18 protein-coding genes and 1 pseudogene are annotated in these 24,954 nt (G+C 66.1%); 7 read left to right on the top strand and 12 right to left on the bottom strand.

Annotated features, from left to right (window positions below; all coding sequences use genetic code 11):
• Positions 1 to 127 precede the first annotated feature (127 nt).
• Positions 128 to 2,908 (bottom strand): TonB-dependent receptor, encoded by a 2,781-nt coding sequence (locus HG421_RS19475; RefSeq protein ID WP_169707787.1) that lies wholly within the window; start codon positions 2,906 to 2,908, stop codon positions 128 to 130.
• A gap of 284 nt (positions 2,909 to 3,192) precedes the next feature.
• Between HG421_RS19475 and HG421_RS19470 the strand changes: the two genes are divergently transcribed.
• Positions 3,193 to 4,215, top strand: coding sequence for a sugar kinase (locus HG421_RS19470; RefSeq protein ID WP_169707786.1), 1,023 nt, complete (start codon positions 3,193 to 3,195; stop codon positions 4,213 to 4,215).
• 257 nt (positions 4,216 to 4,472) lie between these two features.
• On the opposite strand, the gene HG421_RS19465 is transcribed toward HG421_RS19470, so the two are convergent.
• Complete coding sequence (locus HG421_RS19465) at positions 4,473 to 4,760, bottom strand: hypothetical protein (protein ID WP_169707785.1); 288 nt, start codon at positions 4,758 to 4,760, stop codon at positions 4,473 to 4,475.
• A gap of 453 nt (positions 4,761 to 5,213) precedes the next feature.
• Complete coding sequence (fabV, locus tag HG421_RS19460) at positions 5,214 to 6,422, bottom strand: enoyl-ACP reductase FabV (protein WP_169707784.1); 1,209 nt, start codon at positions 6,420 to 6,422, stop codon at positions 5,214 to 5,216.
• A 284-nt stretch (positions 6,423 to 6,706) separates the two neighbouring features.
• Between fabV and HG421_RS19455 the strand changes: the two genes are divergently transcribed.
• Together HG421_RS19455 and HG421_RS19450 are read left to right on the top strand one after the other, a co-directional pair.
• A complete protein-coding gene (locus tag HG421_RS19455; protein ID WP_169707783.1) occupies positions 6,707 to 10,051 on the top strand; it encodes a winged helix-turn-helix domain-containing protein in 3,345 nt (1,114 codons plus the stop codon).
• Positions 10,052 to 10,057: 6 nt separating this feature from the next.
• A complete protein-coding gene (locus HG421_RS19450; RefSeq protein WP_169707782.1) occupies positions 10,058 to 10,444 on the top strand; it encodes a hypothetical protein in 387 nt (128 codons plus the stop codon).
• A gap of 1,239 nt (positions 10,445 to 11,683) precedes the next feature.
• On the opposite strand, the gene HG421_RS19445 is transcribed toward HG421_RS19450, so the two are convergent.
• Positions 11,684 to 12,316, bottom strand: coding sequence for a response regulator transcription factor (locus tag HG421_RS19445; protein WP_169707781.1), 633 nt, complete (start codon positions 12,314 to 12,316; stop codon positions 11,684 to 11,686).
• Positions 12,313 to 13,539, bottom strand: a complete 1,227-nt coding sequence (locus HG421_RS19440) for a sensor histidine kinase (RefSeq protein WP_169707780.1) — start codon at positions 13,537 to 13,539, stop codon at positions 12,313 to 12,315. Before HG421_RS19440 ends, HG421_RS19445 begins: the two co-directional genes overlap by 4 nt.
• A gap of 169 nt (positions 13,540 to 13,708) precedes the next feature.
• Here HG421_RS19440 and HG421_RS19435 point away from each other — a divergent pair, with 169 nt between their 5' ends.
• Both HG421_RS19435 and HG421_RS19430 read left to right on the top strand, forming a co-directional pair.
• Positions 13,709 to 14,275: a methyltransferase family protein gene (locus HG421_RS19435; RefSeq protein ID WP_169707779.1), complete on the top strand. Its 567-nt coding sequence runs from the start codon at positions 13,709 to 13,711 to the stop codon at positions 14,273 to 14,275.
• Between the two features lie 23 nt (positions 14,276 to 14,298).
• Positions 14,299 to 14,709, top strand: a pseudogene (locus HG421_RS19430) (carotenoid oxygenase family protein); the annotation flags it as partial.
• 33 nt (positions 14,710 to 14,742) lie between these two features.
• Here HG421_RS19430 and HG421_RS19425 read toward each other — a convergent pair.
• Positions 14,743 to 15,960: a serine hydrolase domain-containing protein gene (locus HG421_RS19425; protein WP_169707778.1), complete on the bottom strand. Its 1,218-nt coding sequence runs from the start codon at positions 15,958 to 15,960 to the stop codon at positions 14,743 to 14,745.
• Between the two features lie 264 nt (positions 15,961 to 16,224).
• On the opposite strand from HG421_RS19425, the gene lldD reads away from it, so the two are divergent.
• Positions 16,225 to 17,385 carry an FMN-dependent L-lactate dehydrogenase LldD gene (gene lldD / locus HG421_RS19420; protein ID WP_169707777.1) on the top strand — a complete coding sequence of 387 codons (1,161 nt, stop codon included), beginning with the start codon at positions 16,225 to 16,227 and terminating at the stop codon, positions 17,383 to 17,385.
• Positions 17,386 to 17,732: 347 nt separating this feature from the next.
• Here the strand turns inward: lldD and ligD are convergent, their stop codons facing one another.
• Genes ligD through HG421_RS19405 form a run of 3 tightly spaced genes read right to left on the bottom strand, consistent with a single transcriptional unit; the run spans position 17,733 to position 21,199 of the window.
• Positions 17,733 to 19,931: a DNA ligase D gene (ligD, locus tag HG421_RS19415; protein WP_169707776.1), complete on the bottom strand. Its 2,199-nt coding sequence runs from the start codon at positions 19,929 to 19,931 to the stop codon at positions 17,733 to 17,735.
• A 3-nt stretch (positions 19,932 to 19,934) separates the two neighbouring features.
• Entirely contained in the window at positions 19,935 to 20,885 is a 951-nt protein-coding gene (locus HG421_RS19410) for a Ku protein (RefSeq protein WP_169707775.1), read from the bottom strand.
• Positions 20,885 to 21,199, bottom strand: a complete 315-nt coding sequence (locus HG421_RS19405; protein WP_211161751.1) for a hypothetical protein — start codon at positions 21,197 to 21,199, stop codon at positions 20,885 to 20,887. Before HG421_RS19405 ends, HG421_RS19410 begins: the two co-directional genes overlap by 1 nt.
• 235 nt (positions 21,200 to 21,434) lie before the next feature.
• Between HG421_RS19405 and HG421_RS19400 the strand changes: the two genes are divergently transcribed.
• Entirely contained in the window at positions 21,435 to 21,596 is a 162-nt protein-coding gene (locus HG421_RS19400; protein ID WP_169707773.1) for a hypothetical protein, read from the top strand.
• A gap of 50 nt (positions 21,597 to 21,646) precedes the next feature.
• Here the strand turns inward: HG421_RS19400 and HG421_RS19395 are convergent, their stop codons facing one another.
• The 3 genes from HG421_RS19395 to adh all read right to left on the bottom strand — a co-directional run bounded on the left by HG421_RS19395 (position 21,647) and on the right by adh (position 24,729).
• Complete coding sequence (locus HG421_RS19395; protein WP_169707772.1) at positions 21,647 to 22,042, bottom strand: DUF779 domain-containing protein; 396 nt, start codon at positions 22,040 to 22,042, stop codon at positions 21,647 to 21,649.
• A 21-nt stretch (positions 22,043 to 22,063) separates the two neighbouring features.
• The gene (adhP, locus tag HG421_RS19390; RefSeq protein ID WP_169707771.1) at positions 22,064 to 23,092 is read right to left on the bottom strand and encodes an alcohol dehydrogenase AdhP; all 1,029 of its coding nucleotides are present in this window, start codon (positions 23,090 to 23,092) and stop codon (positions 22,064 to 22,066) included.
• A 107-nt stretch (positions 23,093 to 23,199) separates the two neighbouring features.
• Entirely contained in the window at positions 23,200 to 24,729 is a 1,530-nt protein-coding gene (adh, locus tag HG421_RS19385; RefSeq protein WP_169707770.1) for an aldehyde dehydrogenase, read from the bottom strand.
• Between the last annotated feature and the right edge of the window lie 225 nt (positions 24,730 to 24,954).

Genomic DNA, 24,954 nt, shown 5'->3' with positions numbered 1-24,954 from the left:
GATGCGGTGTCTGCGGCTTGAATCACGCCCACCGCGTTGCACGCGCACGGAACTCCGGCGCAGGCGGCAATGCGATCAGGCGTTGGAATGGGGCCCGCTGCGCACATGCGCAGCAGGCGGGCAACACTTAGAACTTGTAGCGGGCACCCAGCAGGAACTGGCGACCGGTTTCGCCGTACTGCAGCGGCAACTGGCCGGTACGCGGCGACGACACCCATTCGTCGGAGGCTTCGTTGGTGAGGTTGATGCCTTCCAAGCTCAGCTCCAGCTGCTTGCTGATCTTGTAGCGCAGCGAGGCGTCGATCATGGTGGTGCCGGTCATGCCGTGCACGCCATCGACGTTGAAGCCGGCTTCCGCACCCGGTGCCTGGGTCAGGTAGTCGTCGCGGTTGGTGGCCGACACGCGCCCTGCGAAGGACTCGCCTTCGTAAAACAGCGTGGCATTCCACGACGAGCGCGACAGCCCGAGCAGGTCGTTCTTCATCACCGGCGCGCCGCTGCTGGCCAGGTACTGGATCTGCGAATCGACCCAGGTGTAGTTGAGCTGCACGCCCAGGTTGGCCCACTTGCCCGGCAGGAAGGTGAAGGGCTGGGTGTAGTTGGCTTCCACGCCCTTCAATTCGCCGCCCGGAGTATTGAGCGGAATGCTGAAGGCGAAGTCGTCATTGACGGTGGCACCGGTGCCGGCCAGCAATTCGGCCGGCAGGCCGCTGGTGGAGTACGGGCGCACTTCGCGCGCGGTCTGGATGAAGCTTTCGATGTCCTTGTAGAACACGCCGACGCCGAGCATGGCGCCTTCGTTGAAGTACCACTCCAGGCCGAGGTCGACGTTGGTGGCTTCGATCGGGTCCAGATCCGGGTTGCCGCCAGCCACGGTGCGCGAACCGCCGGCCACGGCCACGGTGACGCCCGGGGTGAGGCTGCCCAGGCCGGGACGGCTCATGACCTTGGCTGCGCCCAGGCGCAGCAGCAGGTCCGGCGCCAGCTCGGCCACCAGGTTGAACGAGGGCAGCGTGTTGTTGTATTTGCGGCCGACGGTGGTCAGCGCCGGTGCGTTGTTGATCAACGCATAGCCGGTGGACTCCTGCTCGGTGCGCACATAACGCACGCCGAAGTTACCCGACAGCGGGATGGATCCCAGGTCGGTGGAGAACTCGCCCATCAACCACACGCCGCGGTCCTTTTCTTCGACGCTGCGGCTGTTGTTGACGCGCGGGGCGACGGCAAAGGTGCCGCTGTTGCTGTAGATGCCGAACTGGTCGGCCACCGCATCCAGGTTGGGCACCACCCACGCGCTGGGGCTGCCGTTGATGCCTTTGAGCCCGGCCTGCTCGGTCAGGTCTGCCGGCACGATGGTGGTGCCGTTGGCGAAGGTGGGCACGGCCAGTTCGTTGGCGCGACGCAGTTCGACGGTGCTGAAGGTGTAGTTCTTAGCCAGCACGCCGCCCTTGAGGCGGAAGCCGGGGCTGATGTTCCAGTTGAAGTCGATCTGGCCGGTGTCGAAGTCGTTGTCCACCGACTGCGGACGCAGACGGATTTCGGCCAGCTCCCACCCGTTGGGATTGGTCGGGTCGATACCGTAGTTCAGCACCGGCGCGCGGTTGTTGCCGCGGTAGTCGTAGCTGTACCCGTCGACGTCGTACTTGTCCATGATGATGGTGGTCTGGATGGGGTTCTCGTGCGCCGAGCGCGAGGTACCGACCCGGGCATTGACGCTGAAGGCATCGTTGAAGCGATGCTCCATGTCGAAGCTGATCTGCTTGAACTCGGTGTTCCACTCGTCGTGGCGGTTTTCGGTGCGGATGTCGACATTGTCGAATTCGCCGTAGACCAGCGCGTTGTTGCGGATCTCGCCGTTGCGCACGATGGTGCCCGGCTTGCCGTCGCGCACCGCACGGCGCGGGGTGAGCCCGTCGCGGTTGCGGCTGAAGGAGATCGCTTCGATGTAGTGCTCGTCGCGCTTGGCGTCGATCTTGGAATACAGCATGTCCAGCGACAGCGTGGTGCGGTCGGAGGGCTTCCATTGCAGCGCGCCGGTCACGCCCAGGCGCTGCTGGTCGTGGATCTGCTGGGTGTAGCGCGGAAAACGCGGGTGGTAGACATCGGCCGAGCGCGCGGCGGCGAACGGCGAGGCCGCATTGAAGCCGCCGTTGCTGGTGCCGTTGGCCCAGCGGCCGGTGTTGGCGCCTTCTTCCAGCACTTCGCGCTCGGTGTAGGCCACCGACAGCAAGGCGCCGAAGGTGTTGTCGGCCCAGGTGTTGGCGATCAGGCCGGCCACGCGCGGGTTGGCCTTTTCGGCCATCGCGTTATAGGCCGCCTGGCCGCTGGCGGCGAAGGTGAAGCCGTTGTAGTCGAACGGACGTGCGGTACGCAGGTCGACGGTGGCACCCAGCGAGCCTTCTTCCACGTCGGCCGAGGCGGTCTTGCGCGCGATCAGCTGCGAGAACAGGTCCGAGGCGAACACGTTGAAATCGAAGCCGCGGCCGCGGTTGGTGCCGCCGCTCTGGTCGCCGGCGCCCACGGTGGTGAGCGCTTCCATGCCGTTGATGCGCACGCGGGTGAACTCCGGGCCCAGGCCACGCACCGAGATGGCGCGGCCTTCGCCGGCCTCACGGGTGATCACCACGCCGGGAATGCGCTGCAGCGACTCGGCCAGGTTGAGGTCGGGGAACTTGCCGATGTCCTCGGCGACAATCGCATCGACCACGCCGGCTTCGCCGCGCTTGATGTCCAGGGCCTTCTCAACGCTGGCGCGGTAGCCGGTCACCGTGACGGTGTCCAGGTCGACGGCCGGTTCTGCAGGCGCTTGGGTGGTTTCTTGTGCAGCGACGTGGCCGCTCAGCGCCAGGCCGATCGACAATGCCAGCAAGGTAACCGGTGTCTTCCGGTCGGTGGTCCGAAATTGCATGTCCTCCCCTCCCAAGGGTCCATGAACAACATGAATGTCTGGTTGTGAGCGGCAATGACACCGCTGGTCAAAACGACGTTACCAGCTGAATCGTCGTTCAACATCTTGCAGCGCAGCAGAAATGCGTCAGGATTTCGCCTAAATGGGGCGCAAGCCGTCACGCCGCGTCGCATCCTGGGTCTGTCCGACCGTCTCCGGGGAGGGCTAGAATGACACCGATGGTCATCGTAACGCGCCGCGGTTCCCCCACCCCGTGACGCACCACACAGCCGAGGTACTGCCGCATGAGTCGAGCCCGCATCCTGTGTTTTGGAGAGTTGTTGTTGCGCCTGGGGGCGCCCGGCCATGGCCTGCTGCTGCAGCAGCCGCAACTGGACGTGCACTGCGGTGGTGCAGAAGCCAACGTTGGCGTGTCGCTGGCGCACTTTGGCCACGAGGTGGCCATGGTGAGCACGGTGGCCGACAACCCGCTGGGTGCGGCGGTGCTGGGCGAACTGCGCCGCCATGATGTCGATACCCGCCATGTGCGGCGGGTGGATGGCCGAATGGGTTTGTACTTTTTGACCACCGGCGCGATCCACCGCCCCAGCGAAGTGGTCTACGACCGCGCCGACTCGGCGTTTGCGCTGGCGCCTGCCGATGCCTATGACTGGCCGGCCCTGCTTGAGGGCGTGCACTGGCTGCACCTGTCCGGGGTGAGCCCGGCGCTGGGCGCCGACGTGGCGCAGGCCACCCTGGCCGCCGCCCGCGCGGCGCGTGCAGCCGGGGTCAAGGTGTCGTTCGACGGCAACTACCGGCCCAAGCTGTGGCAGCGTTGGCAAGGCGATGCGCGCGGCATCCTGCATCAGCTGTTCGACTGCGCCGATGTGGTGTTTGCCGATTACCGCGACATCGGCGTGGTGCTGGGCGGCGAGTTTGCGCAGGACACGCTGGAAGCGCGGGTGGAAGCGGCCGCGCAGCAGGCGTTTGCCGCATTCGGGCAGCTGCAGTTGATGGCCTGCACGCAGCGCGTGGCGCACAACGTGGACCACCACAGTCTAGGCGCAATGCTGGTCCCGCGCGACGGCGCGGTGGCGCGTGCGCCCAGCGAGGAGCTCACCCCGATCATCGACCGTATCGGCGGTGGCGACGCGTTTGCGGCCGGCGTGCTGCACGGCCTGATCGAGGGTTGGTCGCTGGAGGACACGGTGCGCTTTGGCCTGGCCGCTGGCTGTTTGAAGCACTCGATTCCCGGCGACTTCAATCCGCTGTCGGTGGCCGATGTGCAGGCCTGTGTGGGGGATGCGCGGTTTGATGTGAGGCGGTGAGGAGCCGGGATTGGGGAATCGGGAATCGGGAATCGGGAATCGGGAATCGTAAAAGCGGTCTTCTGGGTTCTGATGGTTTGTGTGGCGGCGCACATGGAGCGATTTGTTCGAGTGTGCGCTTGTTTATGGCCGTTGTTGCGTGGGAGCTGCTGGCCTCAGATTAGGGGTGCCGAGGCGTTGTGATCGCGCTGCGGCCCCGAGTCGGGCCGGGGTAGTTGCACGGCAGTGCTGCGGTGTTGCGCGGGTGCGCAGCCGCTTCAGACGGGGCTGCGGGTCCGGCGGCGTCCGGTGATCCACTTGATCGCCGCGCTGAGTGTGACCACGCACACCGAGGCCGGGATGCTGAAAAACACCGCAATCAGCAGGGCGTCCTGCCAGGGCGGCGCCGTGCCGTCCTGCATCACCACAGCGCACACCACCGCGGTGGTGAGCACAAGATTGGCGATGGCTTTCAGCGCACCATGCACGCGGATAAAGCGCGTCAGCACGGCGCAGACGATGCTGACTAGAACGGCCAGGACGAGATGGGCGATCAGTTTGTCCATTGGGCACCGGGATTAGGGAGTTGTCGCTAGGGATTGGGAGCGGCGGCGTTGCGGCGGCGTGGTTCGCGCCCACACTGTCGGCGTGCCGCGCTTGAGATTGCGGGGACACCGGGACCGACCCTTCTCCCGTCGGGACATTGTCCCCCTTTATGGGGAGAAGGTGCCCGAAGGGCGGATGAGGGGACGGCCGCTCGACGTTGCGCCAGCCGTCGCTTTGACCAAATGACGGCGTTACAGGACTCGTCGATCAACTCTCCGGACGCCGCAACGCAACCACTGCAGCAGCGCGTCGCATCAGCGCGCGTCGATAACGCATCGCGCCACGGAGCCAACCACCACTGCCCGCCCCCATAAAAAACAGCCGACATCACTGCCGGCTGTTGTCCGCCGCGCCATGCGCACGGAAGTTCAAAGAATCAGGGCACCACGCTCTTGCGATTCCCGATTCCCGATTCACCCCAACTCGATGCAATCGAACCTCACGTCCGGATCCACATCGGCGTCGTAATCCACATCGCTGCGCTCGAAGCCGAACAGCTTGAGGAACTCGTGCTTGTAGCCGGCGTAGTCGGTGAGCTGGAACAGGTTCTCGGTAGTGACCTGCGGCCACAGCGCCTTGCAGGCATCCTGCACGTCGTCGCGCAGTTCCCAGTCGTCCAGGCGCAGGCGATTTTCGTCGTCCAGCTCGGCCGGCTGGCCGTCTTCACGGTACAGGCGCTCGCGGAACAGGCGGTCCAACTGGTCGATGGTGCCTTCGTGCAAGCCCTTTTCCTTCATGATCTTGTAGACCATGGAGATGTACAGCGGCATCACCGGGATGGCCGCGCTGGCCTGGGTGACCACCGACTTGAGTACCGCCACGTTGGCGCTGCCGCCGCGGGCGGCCAGACGCGCGTTCAAGCGCTGCGCGGTGTGGTCCAGGTCCACCTTGGCCTTGCCGAGCGCGCCATGCCAGTAGATCGGCCAGGTGATTTCGGTGCCGATATAGCTGAACGCAACGCTGCGCGCGCCATCGGCAAGCACGCCGGCGCCGTCCAGCGCGTCGATCCACAGTTCCCAATCCTGCCCGCCCATCACGGTGATGGTGTCTTCGATCTCCTGCGCGCTGGCCGGCTCGATCGAGGCCTGGATGATGGTGTCCTTGTTGGTGTCGATGGCGGTGGCGGTATAGGTGTTGCCGATCGGCTTGAGCGCCGAGCGCTTCACTTCACCGGTGCCCGGCAGCTTGCGCACCGGCGAGGCCAGCGAATACACCACCAGGTCCACCTGGCCGCCCATCTCGGTCTTGATCAGCTCGATCACCTTCTCGCGCGCCGCATCCGAAAACGCATCGCCATTGATCGACTTGCTGTACAGGCCCGCGGCCTTGGCATGCTTGTCGAAGGCGGCCGAGTTGTACCAGCCGGCGGTGCCGGCCTTGCTGGGGCTACCGGGTTTTTCGAAGAACACGCCCAGCGTGTCGGCGCCGAAGCCGAACGCGGCCGTGATGCGCGAGGCCAGGCCGTAGCCGCTGGATGCGCCGATCACCAGCACCTTCTTCGGGCCGTCGGTACGCACGCCGCGCGCGCGGGTGGCGGCGATCTGTTCGAGCACATTGCGCTCGCAACCGAGCGGATGCGTGGTGGTGCAGATGAAGCCGCGCACTTTGGGATGGATGATCAACGTGGACTCCTGGTCAGCAAGATGCTGGCGGCATCTTAGAGCGTGTGGCGCATGCGAAACAGCCTGATGCGCAACACACGCTGCTGTATGGACACGCGTGAGGGCCATCGACCACCGCACCGTTGGCCGCACCATCGCCGGCCCATGCCATCACGAACAACGACCGCAATCGAAGTCCGCCCGCCCCGGCTATGCTACGTTTCCGTCACTGCCGTGCCGTGCTTGGCCGCGCCTGTTGGCGATCGTCAAGGCCCCTTCCAGCTGTGCGACCGGTGTCCGAGTGCATGTCCCTTCGTAGTGAGCGTGTCACGCAACTTGGCTCGGTGCCGCGCTTCCGCCTGGGCGCCGTGCTGGTGGAACCGGAACGGCTGCTGCTGATCGACGACGGCCAGACCATCGCGCTGGAGCCGCGCATGATGGAGGTGCTGATCGCGCTGGCCGAACGCGCCGGCGAGGTGGTCAGTGCCGAGCAGTTGCTGATCGAGGTCTGGCACGGCAGCTTCTACGGCGACAACCCGGTGCACAAGACCATCGCCCAGCTGCGCCGCAAGCTGGGCGACGACAGCCGGCAGCCGCGCTTTATCGAAACCATCCGCAAGCGCGGGTATCGGCTGCTGCCGAAGGTGGTGTTTCCCGAGGATTACCGCGGCGCGGTACTGGGCACGCAGACCTGGAGCCACGGCAGCCCGTATGTGGGCCTGCAGGCATTCGACCCAGCGCATGCGCAGGTGTTTTTCGGCCGCAGCCACGCCATTGCGCAGGTGGCGGCAGCACTGCGTGCGCAATTGCACAGCCAGCGCGGACTGGTGCTGATCAGCGGCGCCAGCGGCTGCGGCAAGACCTCGTTGCTGCGCGCCGGCGTGGTGCCGCTGCTGACCCAACCGGGCGGGCTGGACGGGCTGGAAGCACTGGCGGTGGCGTATTGCAACCTCGCGCAATGCCGTGGCGGCGATATGCTGGGCACCCTGGCGCGGGCACTGGGGGAATGGGCGCCGGGCCAGCGCGCGGTGTTCTCGCCGGCGCAGATGGCGCTGCTGCCGGACTGGTTGCAGCGCCCTGCGCCGCTGCATGCGGCCATTGCCGAAGCGATGCGCCACGCCGCGCCGCCCCGAGAAGGTGCAGCAGCGCAGCGGCATCTGCTGCTGGTGATCGACCATGCCGAGGCGATGGTGGCCACGCCGGGCATCACCGATGCCGATCGCACCGCGCTGGCGGCGGCATTGCAGGCCTTGTGCGGTAGCGCGCAGGTGGCGGTGCTGATGCTGACGCGCAGCGACTTCTACCCGCGCCTGATCGATGCGGTGCCGGAGATCGTGGAACTCAAACGCGGCGATGGGCATGCGGACCTGCTGCCGCCGCGCGATGGCGAGATCGGCCAGATCATCCGCGTGCCCGCTGCCATGGCGGGGCTGCGCTTCGAGCAGGAGCGCGACAGCGCCAGCCATCTGGACGATGTGCTGCGCGATGCCACCGCGCGCCAGCCCGATGCCTTGCCGTTGCTGCAACACCTGCTGCATGCGCTGCATGCGCAACGCAGCGACGACGGCCTGCTGACCTTCGCGGCCTACCGCGCCCTGGGCGGGCTGGAAGGGGCACTCGCGCATCACGCCGAACGCACCTTCGGCGCATTGCCGGCTGGTGCGCAGGCCGCCTTGGGCCAGGTCCTGACACTGCTGAGCGTGATCCACCCCGACAGCGACGCGGTGACCGCGCAGCGTGCGCTGTGGTCGGCGCTGCCCGATGCCAGCGCGGCGCGCACGCTGGTGGATGCCTTCGTGCAGGCGCGCCTGTTCGTCAGCGAGCTGGTGGCCGGCGAACCGGGCTTCGTGGTGGCGCACGAAGCGCTGCTGCGGCAATGGCCGCGCGCAGCCGAGTGGATCCACGAAAACCGCCGCCTGCTGCAGGCGCGCAAGCGGCTGCAACTGGCCGCGCAGCGCTGGGCAGCCGAAGGCCGGCGCAGCGATCACCTGCTCAACAGCGGGCGCCCGCTGAGCGAAGCGCGCGAAGCGGCGCGGCGCAGGCCGCAGGATCTGGACCCATCGGAACTGGCGTTCCTGCGTGCCTGCGAGCGCTCCCAGCAGCGCCGGCGCGGCCTATATGCCGCCGCTGCCGGCTTGCTGGTGGTGCTGGCCAGCGCCTCGCTGCTGCTGGGTTGGCAGGCGCGCCAGGCGCAGCAGGTGGCAGAGCAGCGCCGCGACCAGGCGCAGCAGCTGGTGAGCTACATGCTGGGCGACCTGGCCGAGCAGTTGCGCACGGTGGGCAACCTCAAGCTGCTCGACAGCGTGGGCAGCCGCTCGCTGCGGTATCTGGAGGGGCTGCCGAATGCGAGCATGCAACTCGGCGATTTGATCAACCATGCCCGAGCCCTGCGCACCACCGGCGAAGTGTTGATGAATCAGGGCAAGTCGAACGAGGCGCAGGCCGCATTCAAGCGCGCGGCCGCCACGGCCGAACAGGCATATCGGCGTGTGCCCGATGCACCGGCGGTGCGCCTGGAGATAGGGCAGGCCGCGTTTTGGCTAGGGAACATGGCCTATCGCAACAACGAATTTTCGCTGGCACAGACGTATTGGATGCAGTATCTGGCAGCCAGCGAGTGGCTGGTGCGCAATGCGCCCGATGACGCACGCTGGCAGCTGGAATTGTCTTACTCGCTTAACAATCTCGGCACACTCGCTGTGGCGCGGGGCGATACCAAGACCGCGATCGGATTCTTTGAACGCGACATCACGCTCAAGCGTGCGCTGATGGTGCGCACGCCGGATGACACGTCGTTGCGCTATCAGTTGATCGACAGCCTGTCTGGTTTGAGCACCGCACAGGAAAACCAGGGCTTGCTGGCGCCTGCCGAGCGCGGTTACCGCGACCAGGTTGCGATGTTGCGCCGTTTGGTATCCGACGAACCAGACGCAACTGCATGGCAGCGGCAATTGGCCGTCTCGCTGCTGCGCACCTCGAATCTTGCACTGGCGCAAGGCCGCCTGACTCTGGCGCTCCAGGACGCGCAGGACAGCGTCGATATGCTGGGCAAACTTGTTGCATCGCAACCGGAAAACCAGCCATGGCGCCGCGATCTGGCCCATGCCCATGCGCAGGTGGGTTGGGTTGCCGGTCTCGATGGACAGCATGCCAAGGCCCAACAACAGCTCAGCCAGGCACAGCAGGCGATGCGTGAGCTCTTGCAGCAAACGCAGCCATTGCCGGAATGGCAATGGCAAGCTGCCATCATTGCACTCAAGTCCAGCCGCCTGCGCGGTGCTGGCACCGCCACGGCCGAGCCGGAGGCGGCAGCCATTGTCGCGCAGCTGGAGACGCTGCATCGCGCCAATCCCCGTGACCTGCTGGGCGTATCGACCCTGGCCGAAGCGCTGATCTGGCATGGCGAACAGCTCGCCATGTCGGGTCGGCCCGACAGCGCGCGCCAAGCCTGGCAGCGTGCACTTCTTGTGCTGGGCACGGACGTGGCCAATAGTCGCGACAAGGAATTGCTGGACCCATGGATTCGCGCCCAGGTACACCTTGGCCGGCGCGCTACCGTCGCGCAACAGCTCGGATGGCTGTATCAAGCGGGCTACCGCCACCCGGAGTTCATCTCCCTCTATACCCCGCTGTCAAACAAAGGAATCTGACACGTTATGACCGAGCACAAACTCTCTCCTATTGAGCTAACCGTTGCAGACGTCGGCTTTGGCGGTAACACCGGAGGCAGTAAATATTTCTATAGCTTTTCTCCTGATCTGGCCCTTGCGTACAAAGGTCAGAGCCCACTGAAGATGCTCTATACCTTCGCTCCGGAGGTCCGGGACAATTTCATCATCCGGGCCGTGCTGACCACGGATTCCAAGGAGCAAATCCAGCAGCCCATCGAGATTGCCAAAGATGGCCGAAGCGCACTTGTCATCAATAACAACCTGGTCGAAACCTTGATCTTGTTGTCGTTCGTGGTGGAAGACACCGACAAGGGAATCATGTTCAGCTGCGATCCGCAGGTGGGCAATGTCCCGAAGATCTCGCCGCGCTGAGTCTGTGCGTGGGTGCCTGCGATATCACCCTCTGTCTGGCGCTCTGCGCCAGACAGAGGGTTGCAGCTCCTGCTCGTGCAGCTTGATGCATGCAAAGCAGTTCCCTGCTCCTCCCTCATGACGGCGAGTAGAGTTGCTTGCTTGGCGTGTTGTCGACACGGATGTCTGCCCTGGCCTGTTGATATGCAGCGCTTGAGGCCGCCTCCTTTATGGCGACTTAGCGGCGACTGTCCTGGATTGACTGAGTCTGCCAGACGTGTTGCCCAATTACTCGACTGTGGCAGCTTCCAGGGCCGGTCTGGTAGACGACCGATGCGGCACGGATCGGTGTGGTAGCTGGCAATGTAGGGCGCACCGCCGCCAGCCTGCGGGTTGCTTTGTCCAAAAATACTGCGGACTGATGTGGCAAATTCGGTGCGTCAGGTGGGTCCGTTGCCACGCGCACGTGCACCCAGACACATCTGCAAAGGCAGGCAAGCGGTCCTGTCTGTCTGAGAAGCAAGCCCGTCACTGGCAGGGTCTGCAGTTGGGCACTGCGCAGGATCGCAGCCAAGGCGCATCTGCAAATGCTGGGCGGATAACGCTCCCAGCGAGAGCGCTGCGTGGCTCCAGGCGCCAGGCAGTTCGGCCTGAGTCGGCGCAGCCCAAGCCGTGGTGGACAGCACAACAATCAGCAGGAGGAGATATCGGACCAGGCGCATGACGGACTCCGCAGCAGACCGGAGCGCGGCGCGTCCCCGAGCGGCTGGGGTGGCCGCCGGACGACCTTCATGCTTGGCGTCCCGCCTGACCTGACGGCAACCTTACGGTTGCTGCCTGAGGCTGATTGACGCTTTAAATTTCATATAAAACAACTATATAGCTCAGTCGCATTCGGTGACCTACGGGTGTCCCGAGTGGCTTCGCCCCGTCCCTCACCCCAACCCCCGCTCCGCGCCCCAGCCCGCGCCCCAGCCCGCGCCAGCAGCGCGGGCGCTCCAAGGCACGCGCGCCAGTGGCGCGCAAGCGGTGCCTTCTCGCCCCGCAGGAGAGGGACTTGATGCTTACCTTCTCCCCTCGGGAGAAGGTGCCCGTAAGGGCGGATGAGGGTACGGGCGAAGCCTGGTGTGATCCATCGCTGGGCGGCTTCGCCCCTTACCCTCTCCCCAACCCCTCTCCCGCAGGGAGAGGGGCTTAGGATTCCCCGATTCCCGATTCCCGATTCCCGATTCCCGATTCCCGATTCCCGATTCCAGGCAATCAAATCACCCGCAACGTAATCGCCTTCAACACCGCCCGGGTGCGGTCGCGGGTGCCTAGCTTTTCCAGGATGGTGGAGACGTAGTTCTTCACCGTGCCTTCGGCCAGGAACAGGGTGCGGGCGATCTCCTTGTTGGAGTAGCCGCCGGCCAGCAGGCGCAGGATGGCGACCTCGCGTTCGTTGAAGGTCTCGCGCGGAGCCTGCTGGTCGCGGAACTGGTAGCGCGCGCGCACCGGGTCGGTGCTGACCGGCTGCAGCAGGGTGTCGCCGGCGGCGACCCGGGCGATGGCGTCGCGCAGGTCTTCCGGGGCGGCGTCCTTGAGCAGGAAGCCCTGCGCGCCGGCGTCGGTGGCACGCAGCAGCAGGTCGCCGTCGTCGAAGGTGGTGAGCAGCAGCACCGGGGTGCGGTCGCCGCGGGCGCGCAGCTGCTCCAGCGCCTGGATGCCGTCGATGCCGGGCATGCGGATATCGCTGAGCACCACGTCCACCGTGGTGGTGCCCAGCGCGTCCAGCAGGCCCTCCCCGTCGTCGGCCTCGCAGACCACCTCCACGCCTTGCTGCTGCAGCAAGGCGCGCAGGCCGGCGCGGACCAGGACCTGGTCGTCGGCCAGGGCGATTCGGAGTGGACTCATCGCGGCAGTGTAGCAATCAGATGCATGCCGCCCTGCGCGGTGCGCTCCAGCTGCAGCTGGCCGTGCAGGGCCGCCAGCCGCTCGCGCATGCCGGTGATGCCGTTGCCCTCGCGGATGCGCTCGGCGCGGTGGCCGTCGTCGTGGATATCCACGCGCAGCTGCGCGTCCTGGCACTGCAGGTGCACGGCCACTTCGGTGGCATCGGCATGCCGTACGGCGTTGGTCAGTGCCTCCTGTACCAGCCGCAGCAGCAGCTCGGCCACGCGGGCATCGGTCACACGCACGTCGGCATCGATCTGCAGCCGCAGGGTCGGGCGTGGGAACGGTGCGGCCAGCGCGCGCAAAGCGGTCTGCAGGTCCAGGCCCTGATCATCGCGCAGGGACTGCACCACGTTGCGGATGTCCGACAACAGTTCGGCAGACAGCTGCTCCACCACCCGGATGTCGTCGCGCCCTGCCATTGCGGAGTCGGCGACGAGCAGGCGCAGATTGATGCGCATGGCGGTGAGCTTGTGCCCGGCCACGTCGTGCAGCTCGCGCGCCAGCCGCAGCCGCTCGGCATCGCGCGCGCTGTCGGCCAGCAATGCGCGAGTGGCCAGCAGGTCGGCGTTGACGTAGGCCAATGCGTCGCGCGCGCGCTCGGCACTGCGCGCGTAATAGGCGGTGAGCGCGGCAAACGCCTGGAAGCTGGCGTAGACGACGATCGACAGCAGCGCGTTGTCGAAGCCGGCGCGCACGAACAACGCGTACATGATCGCGTTCATGGCCAGCGCCATCGCCACCACCCGCAGCGGCGGCCACACCATCGCCAGTTGCGCCACCAGCATGACGAGCAGGACAGGGCTGGTGCCGGCACGCGGCTGCAGCGCCGTCAGGCCCAGCGCCAGTGCGGCCTGCAGCAGCAACGACACATTGCGCACCACGTACTGGCGCGGCAGCAGGTCGTGCAGCAGGAACAGGACGGTAAACCCGGCCAGGGCCACCCAACGCCAGCCACCGTGCGCCGACGGGATGGCGTTGAACGACAGCGCCACCGCCGCAATGGCCATCAGCCCGGCCAGGCTCAGGGGTTGGATCAACTCGCGCAGGACATGTTTCATGCGGCGATGCTGACCGCCGCGCCGCTGCCCGGCAATGGGGCGCACGCAGAAAGTGACTTCTGGCAGGTGGGATCGATGACCTGCGGCTCCTGTGGGTCGCACCGGCGCTGGGCACACTGGCATCACTGGCCGCTGGACACCGATGCCAGGTGAACCAGCCCAGCGCCTGGCATGGACCACGCGCTGGATGGCAGCGGCGCTGCCGCCATCTCAACCGTCTGCTGTCCGCTGTCTGCTGCCTACGTCCTTGCCATCCATCCACCTTGTCTTCCATCCACTCCGGAGCTCTCTCATGTCTACATCCCCTCTGCTCACCGCGCTCAGCCTGCTGTGGGTCGGTTACGAACTGTGGCTGCGCCAGCAGCGCCGCGCAGCCGATGGCGGCACGCACGACCGCGGCACCCTGGGCCAGCTGTGGCGGGTGCTGTCGCTGTCCATCGCGGCGGCGGTGGGGCTGGCGTTTGCCGGCGTCATGCACTGGCCGCATGCCTGGCAGGAACCGCTGCGATGGGCGGCGTGTGCGCTGATCGGCGGCGGGCTGGCGGTGCGCGTGTGGGCCATCACGGTGCTGGCGCGCTGGTTCACGGTGGATGTCACCATCCAGGCCGGGCATCAATTGGTGCGCAGCGGCCCGTATCGCTGGCTGCGGCATCCGTCCTACACCGGCGCGCTGATGGCCTTCTACGGACTTGCGCTGGGCATGGGCAATGCAGCGTCGCTGCTGGCGATCGTGCTGCCGGTGACCTGGGTGTTCCTGCGCCGCATCCGCATTGAAGAAGCCGCGTTGCAGCGCGCCTTTCCCATCGCCTACCCGGCGTATGCGGCGCACAGCCATCGCCTGCTGCCGCTGGTGTGGTGAAAATGCCGCGTCCTGGGAAAGAAGATGGCCGTGCGCACTGGCAGACGCATCCGGTGAACAACCTGGAACTGCCGCTGTCCGACCGCCGTACGACGGCCATGCAGGGTGCGCACCCGTACGCGCCTTGCATCGCCGGGCCGAACCAGTCGCCGTTCCTCAATGCCGTGGCCGCCTATGACCTGGAACGCGACCGGCGCCAGGTGCATCGCTATGGCGCGCATGTGCTGGCCGAGGAACACGTGTTCGTGCCCCGGCCCGGCAGCGACCGCCCCGACGATGGCTGGCTGGTCGGCACCGTGCTGGACACCCGACGTGCACGCACCGGGCTGATGGTGCTGGACGCGCGCCACGTCGATGCCGGGCCAGTGGCGCAGGCCTGGCTGCCCTACGCAGTGCCGCTGGGATTCCACGGGCAGTTTGCCTTCGACGCCTAGCGCAGCGCGCCGCGTCGGCCGCTGCCCGATCGGTCAGCGCGCGGCCTCGGCCTGTGCGCGCAGTTCCAGCGCGTGCGCCCACAGCATGTCGTACAGCTCCACCTGCAGCTTGGCGTCACTGCCGTCCAGCGAGGTATTGCTGAGCATCACCACGGCGTTTGCGTGGTCCAGATCCGAGAGCATCTCTGCGCGCACGCCCGGATCCGAGCCGCCATGCCCGATGCGGGTGACATTGAACTTGGTGGACCAGAAGATGCCGGCATTCTTTTCGCTGACGATGACGTTGTCGGGCACGTTGCTACCGGCGTACTGAAAACGCAGCATCTCTGCGGTGGTGGCCGCATCGAGAACGCGGGTGCCCTGATAGCGCCCGCCATCGAGCAGCGCGATGAACAGCCGGGACAGATCGTTGACGCAACTGCGCAAGCCACCGTCCGGGTAGGTCACCAGTTCGTAGGGTTGCACCGGCACACTCAGGCCCATGTGGCCGACATACAGCATGGCATGCGTGCCGGCCGGCAGTTCGGCCACATGCCAGGCGGTGCGCTGCATGCCCAGCGGCGCGAAGATGCGTTCGCGCGTATAGGCTTCGAACGGCTGGCCCCCTGCCCGCTCGACGATATAGCCCACCAGGCCCGCGCCGATATTGGAATACTCACGATGCGTACCGGGCCGGTTGGGCAGATAGTTCTGCGGCAGATAGTCGCGTCCGCCCGGTGCCAGATAGCCGCGCAGGAAGTCCGGAAGCGGCTCGGCCGTGGCCCCCTCCCAGCGGTAGGTGTCACGGTACACCTCCCAGCGATCGGTCAGGCTGGAGGTATGGGTGGCCAGCTGCCGCAGCGTGATCGGCACCTGCGGGAACTGCGGGTTGCGCACGGCGAACGGCAGGTAGGGATTGATGTCCGCATCCAGCTGCAGCCTGCCGTCCTGCACCGCCTGCATCAGCGCCACGCCGGTGACGGTCTTGCTGACCGAGCCGATATTCATCACCGTGTCCGGCGTGAAGGCAAGCTTGCGTGCGCGATCGGCGAAACCGAAGCCAGCGCTCCACACCACGCGACGGTCGCGGATGATGGCCGCGCCCATGCCGACCACGCCGGCCTCCTGCATGCGCTGCTCGATGCGCCGCTCGAAGCTGGATGGCGCGCTGGCCGCCACCGGTGCATCGGCTGCCAGCGCGTCTCCGATCCAGGCCAGGGCCAGGCTGGCTGCCAGGCATGCATACGGTCCGATTGCTCTCGCTGCGCGCATTGCCACTGTCTCCTGGATGGCCGCCCTGCAGCCTGAGATGTCCGATGCGGACAGGACCGCATTGGCGTGCGGGCCACGACTGCATGCTGCTGCCCGCAGGCAGCGGAGACCAGCGCCATGCGAGCAAGCCCTGCCAACGGCGACGAAACCGGCGATGCACGGAGCAAAACCCCGGCATGGAGCGGATGACCGGCCAGGCCCGCGATGCCCTCGCATGCCGATCGCCTTACACTCGGCGGCTCCCCTGCCCCCGCCTTGTCTTCGATGATCATTTCCGCCGCTTCCGACTACCGTGCTGCTGCCCAGGCGCGCCTGCCGCCGTTCCTGTTTCACTACATCGATGGCGGTGCGTATGCCGAGCACACCTTGCGGCGCAATGTGTCGGACCTGGCCGATATCGCGCTGCGCCAGCGGGTGCTGCGCAACATGTCCGACCTGAGCCTGAGCACCGAGCTGTTCGGCGAAACCCTGGCGATGCCGGTGGCCCTGGCACCGGTGGGGCTGACCGGCATGTACGCGCGGCGCGGCGAAGTGCAGGCCGCCCGCGCGGCGGCGGCGCGCGGCATTCCGTTTACCTTGTCCACGGTGTCGGTGTGCCCGATCGAGGAAGTGGCGCCGGCGATCGAACGGCCGATGTGGTTCCAGCTCTACGTGCTCAAGGACCGTGGCTTCATGCGCAACGCGCTGGAGCGCGCCAAGGCGGCCGGCGTCACCACGCTGGTGTTCACCGTGGACATGCCCACGCCGGGCGCGCGCTACCGCGATGCGCATTCGGGCATGAGCGGGCCCAATGCATCGCTGCGACGCATGCTGCAGGCGGTGACGCACCCGCGCTGGGCCTGGGACGTGGGCCTGCTCGGCAAGCCGCACGACCTGGGCAACATCTCAGCCTACCGCGGCAGTCCCACCGGCCTGCAGGACTACATCGGCTGGCTGGCGGCCAACTTCGATCCATCCATCTCGTGGAAGGACCTGGAGTGGATACGCGAGTTCTGGACCGGGCCGATGGTGATCAAGGGCATCCTGGACCCGGACGATGCGCGCGATGCGGTGCGCTTCGGCGCCGATGGCATCGTGGTGTCCAACCATGGCGGGCGCCAGCTCGACGGTGTGCTGTCCAGTGCGCGTGCATTGCCGGCCATTGCCGATGCGGTGAAGGGCGAGCTCAAGATCCTGGCCGACTCGGGCATCCGCAGCGGGCTGGATGTGGTGCGCATGCTCGCGCTCGGTGCCGATGCGGTGTTGCTGGGCCGCGCCTTCGTCTATGCGCTGGCCGCAGGCGGCCAGGCCGGCGTGGAAAACCTGCTGACGCTGATCGAAAAGGAAATGCGCGTGGCGATGACGCTGACCGGCACGCATTCCATTGCCGAGATCAGCGCAGATGCCTTGAGCCGGGTGACGCGCGAGGCGGTGGTGTCGCCTTGATGCCGGGATTCGGGATTCGGGATTCGGGATTCGGGAATCGTCACAGCATCGCGCGTTACGTGTTTCGATTCTTGAGGTTCGCCGACGCGGGACCCTTATCGACATACGCAAGGGCGTCGCAGCGACCGGTATCGCTGGCTGCGTAGGAGCGCGCCCGAGCGACAGGGCGTTATCGAGGAAGCCGTCGCGCGCGGGCACGCTCCTGCGGCAATGCGCTGCCTGCATGCAGTGATGCATGCAGGCACCTTTCTCTGACGAAGGGGGCGGTGACCCGCTGCAATCGCACCCGATGCATCGCCCGCCTGCATCACACCCTGTTTCACCACGATGCGCTCTGCGCCTGGCCTCTAGCCGGGGAGAGACTGACTGAGCGCCAGCACGCTGGCCCAGGGGTCGCTGCGTTGACGCTTGGCACGCTGCACGGCCTTGTCCAACGGAAATGCATCCGGGCCACTGAGTTTGCCCAGCTCCTCCCAGCGCAGCGGCACCGCCACGGTGGCAGCGGCGCGTGCACGCAGCGACCACGAGCACACACTGGTATTGCCGCGCCCGTTGCGCAGCCAGTCGATAAAGATCACGCCTTCGCGCTTGGCCTTGCTCATGGTCGCTACGTAGCGCTCCGGCGCCTGCGTGGCCAGCGCCTGCGCAAACGCCTCGCAGAAGTCGCGTGCCTGCTCCCAGCTCGCCTCCGGTACGATCGGCACCACGACGTGCAGGCCCTTGCCACCGGATAGGCGCACCGCGCTTTCCAGGCCCGCCGCACGCAGCTTGGTGCGGATGTCGCGTGCTGCCGCCACCACCTCGCTCCAGGCAACGCCTTCGCCCGGGTCCAGGTCGAAGACCAGCCGGTCCGGGTGTTCCGGATCGTCGATGCCCGCGCCCCAGGGATGCAGCTCCAGGGTGTTCATCTGTACCAGTTCGAGCAAGCCTGCCGCGTCGTCGATGTAGAGGTAGTCTTCAGTGCCGCTTTTCTGCTCGAGCGCGACCGTCTTGATATGCGCGCCCAGCTGACGGGCCTGGTGCTTCTGGAAGAAGCAGTCGCCGCCCACGCCATCGGGGCAACGCAGCAACGACAGCGGCCTGCGTGCAACTTCGGCCAGCACCAGCGGCGCCACTGCGCGGTAGTAGGCGGCCACCTCGCCCTTGCTGATGTCCAGCGCAGGAAACACCACACGTTCGGGATGGGTCACGGTCACGCCGTCTTCGGATGCGCCACTTGCCGCACCGGACGTGACTGATCCTGCGGCGGACGTGGCGACTGTCGCTGAGGTGCTGCTGCGCCTGGAGCGCGAATGGGTCACGCGTTCCTGCGCAGGCCCGTTGGCTGCACTGCGTGACGCCCTGGACGTGGTCACCTGGCTGCTCGTGGCTTTGCGTGCAAAGAGCTGCTTGCGTGTGGTGGTGCGCGTTGCAGTGCCGGGGCTGCCTCGGTCGCCACCCAGGTCACTCACCGGCTTGTCTGGTCGTAAACGCTTGAATGCGGCTTGCCGCAGCAAACCCTGCCGCGCCCAGCCGCGGAAAGCGATCTCGGCGATCAACTCCGGCCGTACCCAATGCACATCGCGTGGGCGACCAGGCAGATGCGCGGGCAATGTCAGCGTGGCGGTATCGCTGCGTAGCGCGCGTAGCTGCGCGGTGATCTCGCCAAGCAGCGCGGCATCGAAGCCGGTGCCCACACGCCCCACATAACGCAGCGTTTTACCCTCGGGTTGCGCCAGCAGCAGCGCACCGAACCCGCTACGCGCACCCTTCGGGTCGGTATATCCCACCACCACGAACTCGTCGCTGTCTTCGTGCTTGGTCTTGACCCAGTCGGCACTGCGGCCGCCGCGATAGACGGCTTCCGCACGCTTGCTGACAATGCCTTCCCAGCCCTTGTCGGCACTGGCTGCGAAGACCTCGGGGCCACGCCCGATCACGTGGTCGCTGTAGGCCAGCGTGCTTGGCGTGTTGCCGAGCAGCGCGCGCAGCAGCTGTTTACGCTGCACCAGCGGTGTGTTGCGCAGGTCCACTCCGGCCACGCCAAGCAGGTCGAACACCAGGTAGCGCAGGGGTTGCCGCGCGCTGCCATCGAGCGCCTGCTGCAAGGCCGTGAAATCGCTGCGCCCCTGCGCATCCAGCACCACCAGCTCGCCATCCAGCCGCGCATCGCGTACCGGCAGTGCCTGGATGGCGCGGGCAAGCTCGGGAAAGTTGGCTGTCCAGGCCTGGTCGTTGCGCGAGCGCAGCTGCGCGCTGCCGTCGACCAGATCGGCCAGCAGGCGGTAGCCATCCCATTTGATTTCGTGCAACCAGGCATCGCCATCCGGTGCCTGCGCGCGTAGTAGGGCCAGCTGCGCGCGCAGGCCGGTGGGACAGAGCGTGTCGCGCGCACCATCCAGTGCCAGTGCGCGGGTGCGCCACTGGCTGTCGTTCGGCTTGCGCCGGGTGCTCCGTTCCTTGCCGGCTTGCGAGGCTGGTGTGGCGCGTTGGTCCGAACTGCCGGGATCCTGCTGCGCCGGGCCTGGGTTGGTGCGACCCTTGGTCCTGCCGTTGCGCGCGGCCATGGGCTAGCCCGCCTTGCGGCGCGGCGCGGCGGTTGCGCTCTTCTTGGTCGCTTTGCTGGCGGTCTTCTTCGTCGCCTTCTTCGCAGCTTTCTTGGTGGCTTTCTTGCTCGCTGGCGCCGAGGTAGCGGCAGCGCCGGTCTTCTTGGCTGGCGTGCGCGTGTTGGCCTGCAGGCTCTTCTGCAGCAGCGACATGAAATCCACCACGTTGGTGGTGGCGTCTTCGTGCTGCGGCGGCTCGGCCTCCACCCTGGTGGTGCCGCCCTTGGCCTGGATGCGCTTGCGCAGGATCTTTTCCAGCTTGCCGCGGAACTCGTCGTGGTAATCCTCCGGCTGCCAGGTACCGGACATCGACTCGATCAATTGCCTGGCCATCTGCTGCTCCTTGGCGGTGATGCGGTAGTCGCCCACCGCGCCCGCCGGCAGCTTGTAGTCCTGCGGGTCCACCACTTCCTGCTGGTAGCGCAGCAGCAGCAGGATCAACGCATCGCCCTGCGGCATCACGGCGGCCAGGTATTCACGGGTGCGGATCACCACCTTGGCGATGCCGACCTTGCCGGTATCGCGCAGGGTTTCGCGCAGCAGCACATAGCCTTTCTCGGCCTTCTTGCCGGGTACCAGGATGTAGGGCTTCTCGAAATAGCGCGGGTCGATGTCGGCCGCATCGACGAAGGTTTCCACTTCCACGGTCTCGTGGCTCTCCGGCGCGGCCGAACGGATGTCTTGTTCCTCGACGATGACATAGCTGCCCTTGTCGTACTCGAACGCCTTGACGATCTCCTTCCACGGCACCTCATCGCCGGTGTCGGCGTTGACGCGTTCGAACCGGATCGGCTTCTTGTCGCGCGAATCCAGCATGCGAAAGTGCAGATCCACCTTGCGCTCACCGGACATCAGCGACACCGGTACATTGAGCAAGCCAAAGGACAGCGTGCCGGTCCAGATCGGTCGCGCCATCAGTGCGCTACTCCGTGTACGGCAGCGTTGGGAATGTGGTCCAGCGCCAGCCAGGCATCCTCGACGATGTGGCGTGCATGCGGCCAATCCAGACGCGAGCTGCCACGCATGCTTTCCCATTGCGCGGCCAATGCCTGTTCGCACTGTGCATCGGCGCCGCGCGGCCAGTCGGCCGCATGCGTGACGCGCGCAAACGCGTAGACCGGCGAAAGATCGCGCCAGGTCGGCCCGCCGCGCCGACGGCGGCGCTGGTAATCGGCCAGGCTGTAATAGTGGAAGTCCTGGGCCACACCCACCGGATCGGCAACAAGCACTCTGTGGTGCGCGCGCCTGGGCGATGCCGGGTCAAGGTGGACGCTGAACAGGCGACGATCGGGACGGCGGTCCAGGGGGCGCATGGGTCTGCTCCACGGTGCGGCATGGGGCTGTCATCAGTACCGCCCCCGCCGTGATCCATGCGTGAGAAATGCGCATACATCTTGCGATTTGCGCGGCTTTCACCGTGCGCGCGGTGAACTCAGGCATCCATCGAAGTGCAGGAGACCAGCCATGACCCGTGACCCCCTACGCGAGCAACCCGCCCAACCGGGCGAGCAGCATGGCAAACGCGATGCCGAACACTACGAGGACCGGGGTGCCGGCGACGCGCCAGATACCCTGGTTCCCGCCGATGACGACACCCCGGCCAAGAAGCCAGGCAGCGCACCGTGATCGTTGTCGTGTTCGCTTGATCCCGCGGCGACGCCTATTGGCTCAACGCCTCACACCCGCCCGGCCGCCGACAGTTGCGCCATCTCCTCGTCGCTGAACAGGCGCGAGCGCACCAGGAATCGCACGCCCTCGCCGTTCTCCAGCGAAAACATGCCGCCGCGCCCGGGCACCACGTCGATGATCAACTGGGTGTGCTTCCAGTACGCAAATTGCGATGGACTGATGTAGAACGGCGCACCGGCGATCTCGCCCAGCAGCACATCGCGGTCGCCCACGATGAAATCGCCCACCGCAAAGCACATTGGCGAAGAGCCATCGCAGCAACCGCCGGATTGATGGAACAGCAGATCGCCATGCCGCGCACGCAGCGTGTCGATCAGCTGCTGCGCGGCAAGCGTTGCCGTTACCTGCAACGGCGGGTCTGTCAGCGTGGCGGTGCCCTGCATGGTCTGCCTCCTGCGGCGCGGTCAGGCCGCCATGTCGAGCACGATACGCCCCTCGATCGTTCCGGCGTGCATGCGCGCGAACACGTCGTTGATGTTGTCCAGGGCGTCGGTGGTCACGGTTGCCGCGACCTTGCCCTGCTCGGCGAAGGCCAGCGACTCCTGCAGGTCCAGCCGGGTGCCGACGATCGAGCCGCGTACGGTCACGCCATTGAGCACCATGCCGAAGATGTCCAGCGGGAACTGGCCCGGCGGCAGGCCGTTGAGCGATACCGTGCCACCGCGGCGCACCATGCCGATCGCCTGCTCGAAGGCCCTGGGCGATACTGCGGTGACCAGGGCACCATGCGCGCCGCCGATTTCCTTCTTCAGGTAGGCCACAGGATCAGTGGTCAAGGCGTTGACCGTCACCGTGGCGCCCAAGCGCCTGGCCAGCGCCAGCTTGGCGTCGTCCACGTCCACCGCCGCAACGTTCAGGCCCATCGCCCTGGCGTACTGCACCGCCAGATGGCCGAGCCCGCCGATGCCGGAAACCACCACCCATTGGCCGGGCGTGGTGTCGGTGACCTTCAATCCCTTGTAGACGGTGACGCCTGCGCACAGGATCGGCGCGACCTCGACAAACCCCAGGGTGGCGGGCAGATGCCCAACGTAATCGGCATTGGCCAGCGCGTACTGCGCAAAGCCGCCATTGACCGAATAGCCGCTGTTCTGCTGCGCCTCGCACAGGGTTTCCCAGCCACCCAGGCAGTGCTCGCAATGCCCGCAGGCCGAGTACAGCCAGGGAATGCCGACCCGGTCGCCTTCCTTGACGTGACGCACGCCGGCACCCACCGCCACCACATAGCCCACGCCTTCATGGCCGGGAATGAACGGAGGATTCGGCTTGACCGGCCAGTCGCCCTGCGCGGCGTGCAGATCGGTGTGGCAGACCCCGCAGGCCTGGATCCTGACCAGCAGGTCGCCGGCCTGGGGCCGCGGCACCTGCACTTCCTCGATCACCAGTGGTGCGCCGAATTGGCGCACCACTGCGGCTTTCATCGTCGTGTCCATGGTGTCCCCGCATCGTGTCTGGCCGGGCCAGGATGCGTCAGGCGCGGCAGCGACGCGTTGATCGAGATCAATCTGCAGCGACGCAGCTGGGCGGCACCGGCAGCACGTCAGAACAACCCCAGCGCTTTCGGCGAATAGCTCACCAGCAGGTTCTTGGTCTGCTGGTAGTGGTCGAGCATCATCTTGTGGTTTTCGCGCCCGATGCCCGACTGCTTGTAGCCGCCGAATGCGGCATGCGCCGGATAGGCGTGATAGCAGTTGGTCCACACGCGCCCGGCCTGGATCGCGCGGCCCATGCGGTACAGCCGCGCCGCATCGCGGCTCCAGACGCCGGCGCCCAGCCCGTACAAGGTGTCGTTGGCAATCGCCAGCGCTTCGGCCTCGTCCTTGAACGTGGTCACCGACACCACCGGGCCGAAGATCTCTTCCTGGAACACGCGCATCGTGTTGTGCCCCTTGAATACCGTGGGCTTGACGTAGAAGCCCTCGGCCAGCTCGCCATCGAGCGTATTGCGTTCGCCACCGATCAACACTTGCGCACCTTCCTGCTTGCCGATGTCGATATAGGAGAGGATCTTTTCCAGCTGCTCGCCCGATGCCTGCGCACCGACCATGGTGTTGGGATCCAGCGGGTTGCCCTGCTTGATCGCCGCCACGCGCTTGAGCGCCTTTTCCATGAACCTGTCGTAGATGGATTCCTGGATCAGCGCACGCGAGGGGCAAGTGCACACCTCGCCTTGATTGAAGGCGAACAGCACGAAGCCTTCCACCGCCTTGTCGAGAAAATCGTCGTCTTCGGCCATGACGTCGGCAAAGAAGATGTTCGGCGATTTACCGCCCAGCTCCAGCGTGACCGGAATCAGGTTCTGGCTGGCGTACTGCATGATCAGCCGGCCGGTGGTGGTTTCGCCGGTGAAGGCGATCTTGGCGATGCGCGGATTGCTGGCCAGCGGCTTGCCCGCTTCCAGACCGAAGCCGTTGACCACGTTGAGCACGCCGGCTGGCAACAGATCGCCGATGACTTCCATCAACACCAGGATCGACGCCGGCGTCTGCTCTGCAGGCTTCATCACCACGCAGTTGCCGGCCGCCAGGGCCGGCGCCAGCTTCCAGCACGCCATCAACAAGGGGAAGTTCCACGGAATGATCTGCCCCACCACGCCCAAGGGCTCGTGGAAATGGTAGGCAATGGTGTCGCTGTCGATCTCGGAAATGCCGCCTTCCTGCGCGCGGATGGCCCCGGCAAAATACCGGAAGTGGTCCACGCACAGCGGCACGTCGGCATTGAGCGTTTCGCGCACCGGCTTGCCGTTATCCCAGGTCTCGGCGTAGGCGAGCAATTCAAGGTTCTGTTCGATGCGGTCGGCGATCTTGAGCAGTACGTTGGACCGCTCGGTGGTCGAGGTCTTGCCCCACGCGTCCTTGGCCGCATGCGCGGCATCCAGTGCGGCTTCGATGTCCTGCGCGTTGGAGCGGGCAATCGAAGTAAAGACCTTGCCGCTGATCGGCGTGGTGTTGTCGAAATACTGTCCGCTGCTCGGCGCCACCCACCTGCCACCGATGAAGTTGTCGTAACGCGGCTTGAAGATCGATTGCGGGTCGGTGCTGAGCGGCTTGGTGGAAGGCTGCGCGTTCATCAGGGTCTCCGGCTGAAATGACGGCCCAACGTGTATACCCGCCACGAGGCGAGCGCAACGTCAGCACCAATGCTGTTGCGCTGCGTCATCATCGAAGCGCCATCAACACTGCATCGGGCCTCATATTCGGTTGCATCGCATCATTACCGGCAGCGCCAGGATCATGCTGCAAGACCGCACAAGCGCGTGGTTCCGGTCAATCCAGGAGAAGACGATGCGCCCGCA

It is taken from the genome of Xanthomonas campestris pv. badrii (assembly GCF_012848175.1).
Taxonomy (GTDB): Bacteria; Pseudomonadota; Gammaproteobacteria; order Xanthomonadales; family Xanthomonadaceae; genus Xanthomonas; species Xanthomonas campestris_C.
Note: the sequence above shows the minus strand (reverse complement) of the source record. Positions and strands in the feature narration are given on the sequence as shown.

Excerpts from the sequence above, each read along its gene's own strand:
- HG421_RS19475 (WP_169707787.1), bottom strand. The coding sequence starts at position 2,908 with ATGCAATTTCGGACCACCGACCGGAAGACACCGGTTACCTTGCTGGCA.
- HG421_RS19470 (WP_169707786.1), top strand. The coding sequence starts at position 3,193 with ATGAGTCGAGCCCGCATCCTGTGTTTTGGAGAGTTGTTGTTGCGCCTG.
- HG421_RS19465 (WP_169707785.1), bottom strand. The coding sequence starts at position 4,760 with ATGGACAAACTGATCGCCCATCTCGTCCTGGCCGTTCTAGTCAGCATC.
- HG421_RS19455 (WP_169707783.1), top strand. The coding sequence starts at position 6,707 with ATGTCCCTTCGTAGTGAGCGTGTCACGCAACTTGGCTCGGTGCCGCGC.
- HG421_RS19450 (WP_169707782.1), top strand. The coding sequence starts at position 10,058 with ATGACCGAGCACAAACTCTCTCCTATTGAGCTAACCGTTGCAGACGTC.
- HG421_RS19445 (WP_169707781.1), bottom strand. The coding sequence starts at position 12,316 with ATGAGTCCACTCCGAATCGCCCTGGCCGACGACCAGGTCCTGGTCCGC.
- HG421_RS19440 (WP_169707780.1), bottom strand. The coding sequence starts at position 13,539 with ATGCCAGTGTGCCCAGCGCCGGTGCGACCCACAGGAGCCGCAGGTCAT.
- HG421_RS19435 (WP_169707779.1), top strand. The coding sequence starts at position 13,709 with ATGTCTACATCCCCTCTGCTCACCGCGCTCAGCCTGCTGTGGGTCGGT.
- HG421_RS19425 (WP_169707778.1), bottom strand. The coding sequence starts at position 15,960 with ATGCGCGCAGCGAGAGCAATCGGACCGTATGCATGCCTGGCAGCCAGC.
- lldD (WP_169707777.1), top strand. The coding sequence starts at position 16,225 with ATGATCATTTCCGCCGCTTCCGACTACCGTGCTGCTGCCCAGGCGCGC.
- ligD (WP_169707776.1), bottom strand. The coding sequence starts at position 19,931 with ATGGCCGCGCGCAACGGCAGGACCAAGGGTCGCACCAACCCAGGCCCG.
- HG421_RS19410 (WP_169707775.1), bottom strand. The coding sequence starts at position 20,885 with ATGGCGCGACCGATCTGGACCGGCACGCTGTCCTTTGGCTTGCTCAAT.
- HG421_RS19400 (WP_169707773.1), top strand. The coding sequence starts at position 21,435 with ATGACCCGTGACCCCCTACGCGAGCAACCCGCCCAACCGGGCGAGCAG.
- HG421_RS19395 (WP_169707772.1), bottom strand. The coding sequence starts at position 22,042 with ATGCAGGGCACCGCCACGCTGACAGACCCGCCGTTGCAGGTAACGGCA.
- adhP (WP_169707771.1), bottom strand. The coding sequence starts at position 23,092 with ATGGACACGACGATGAAAGCCGCAGTGGTGCGCCAATTCGGCGCACCA.
- adh (WP_169707770.1), bottom strand. The coding sequence starts at position 24,729 with ATGAACGCGCAGCCTTCCACCAAGCCGCTCAGCACCGACCCGCAATCG.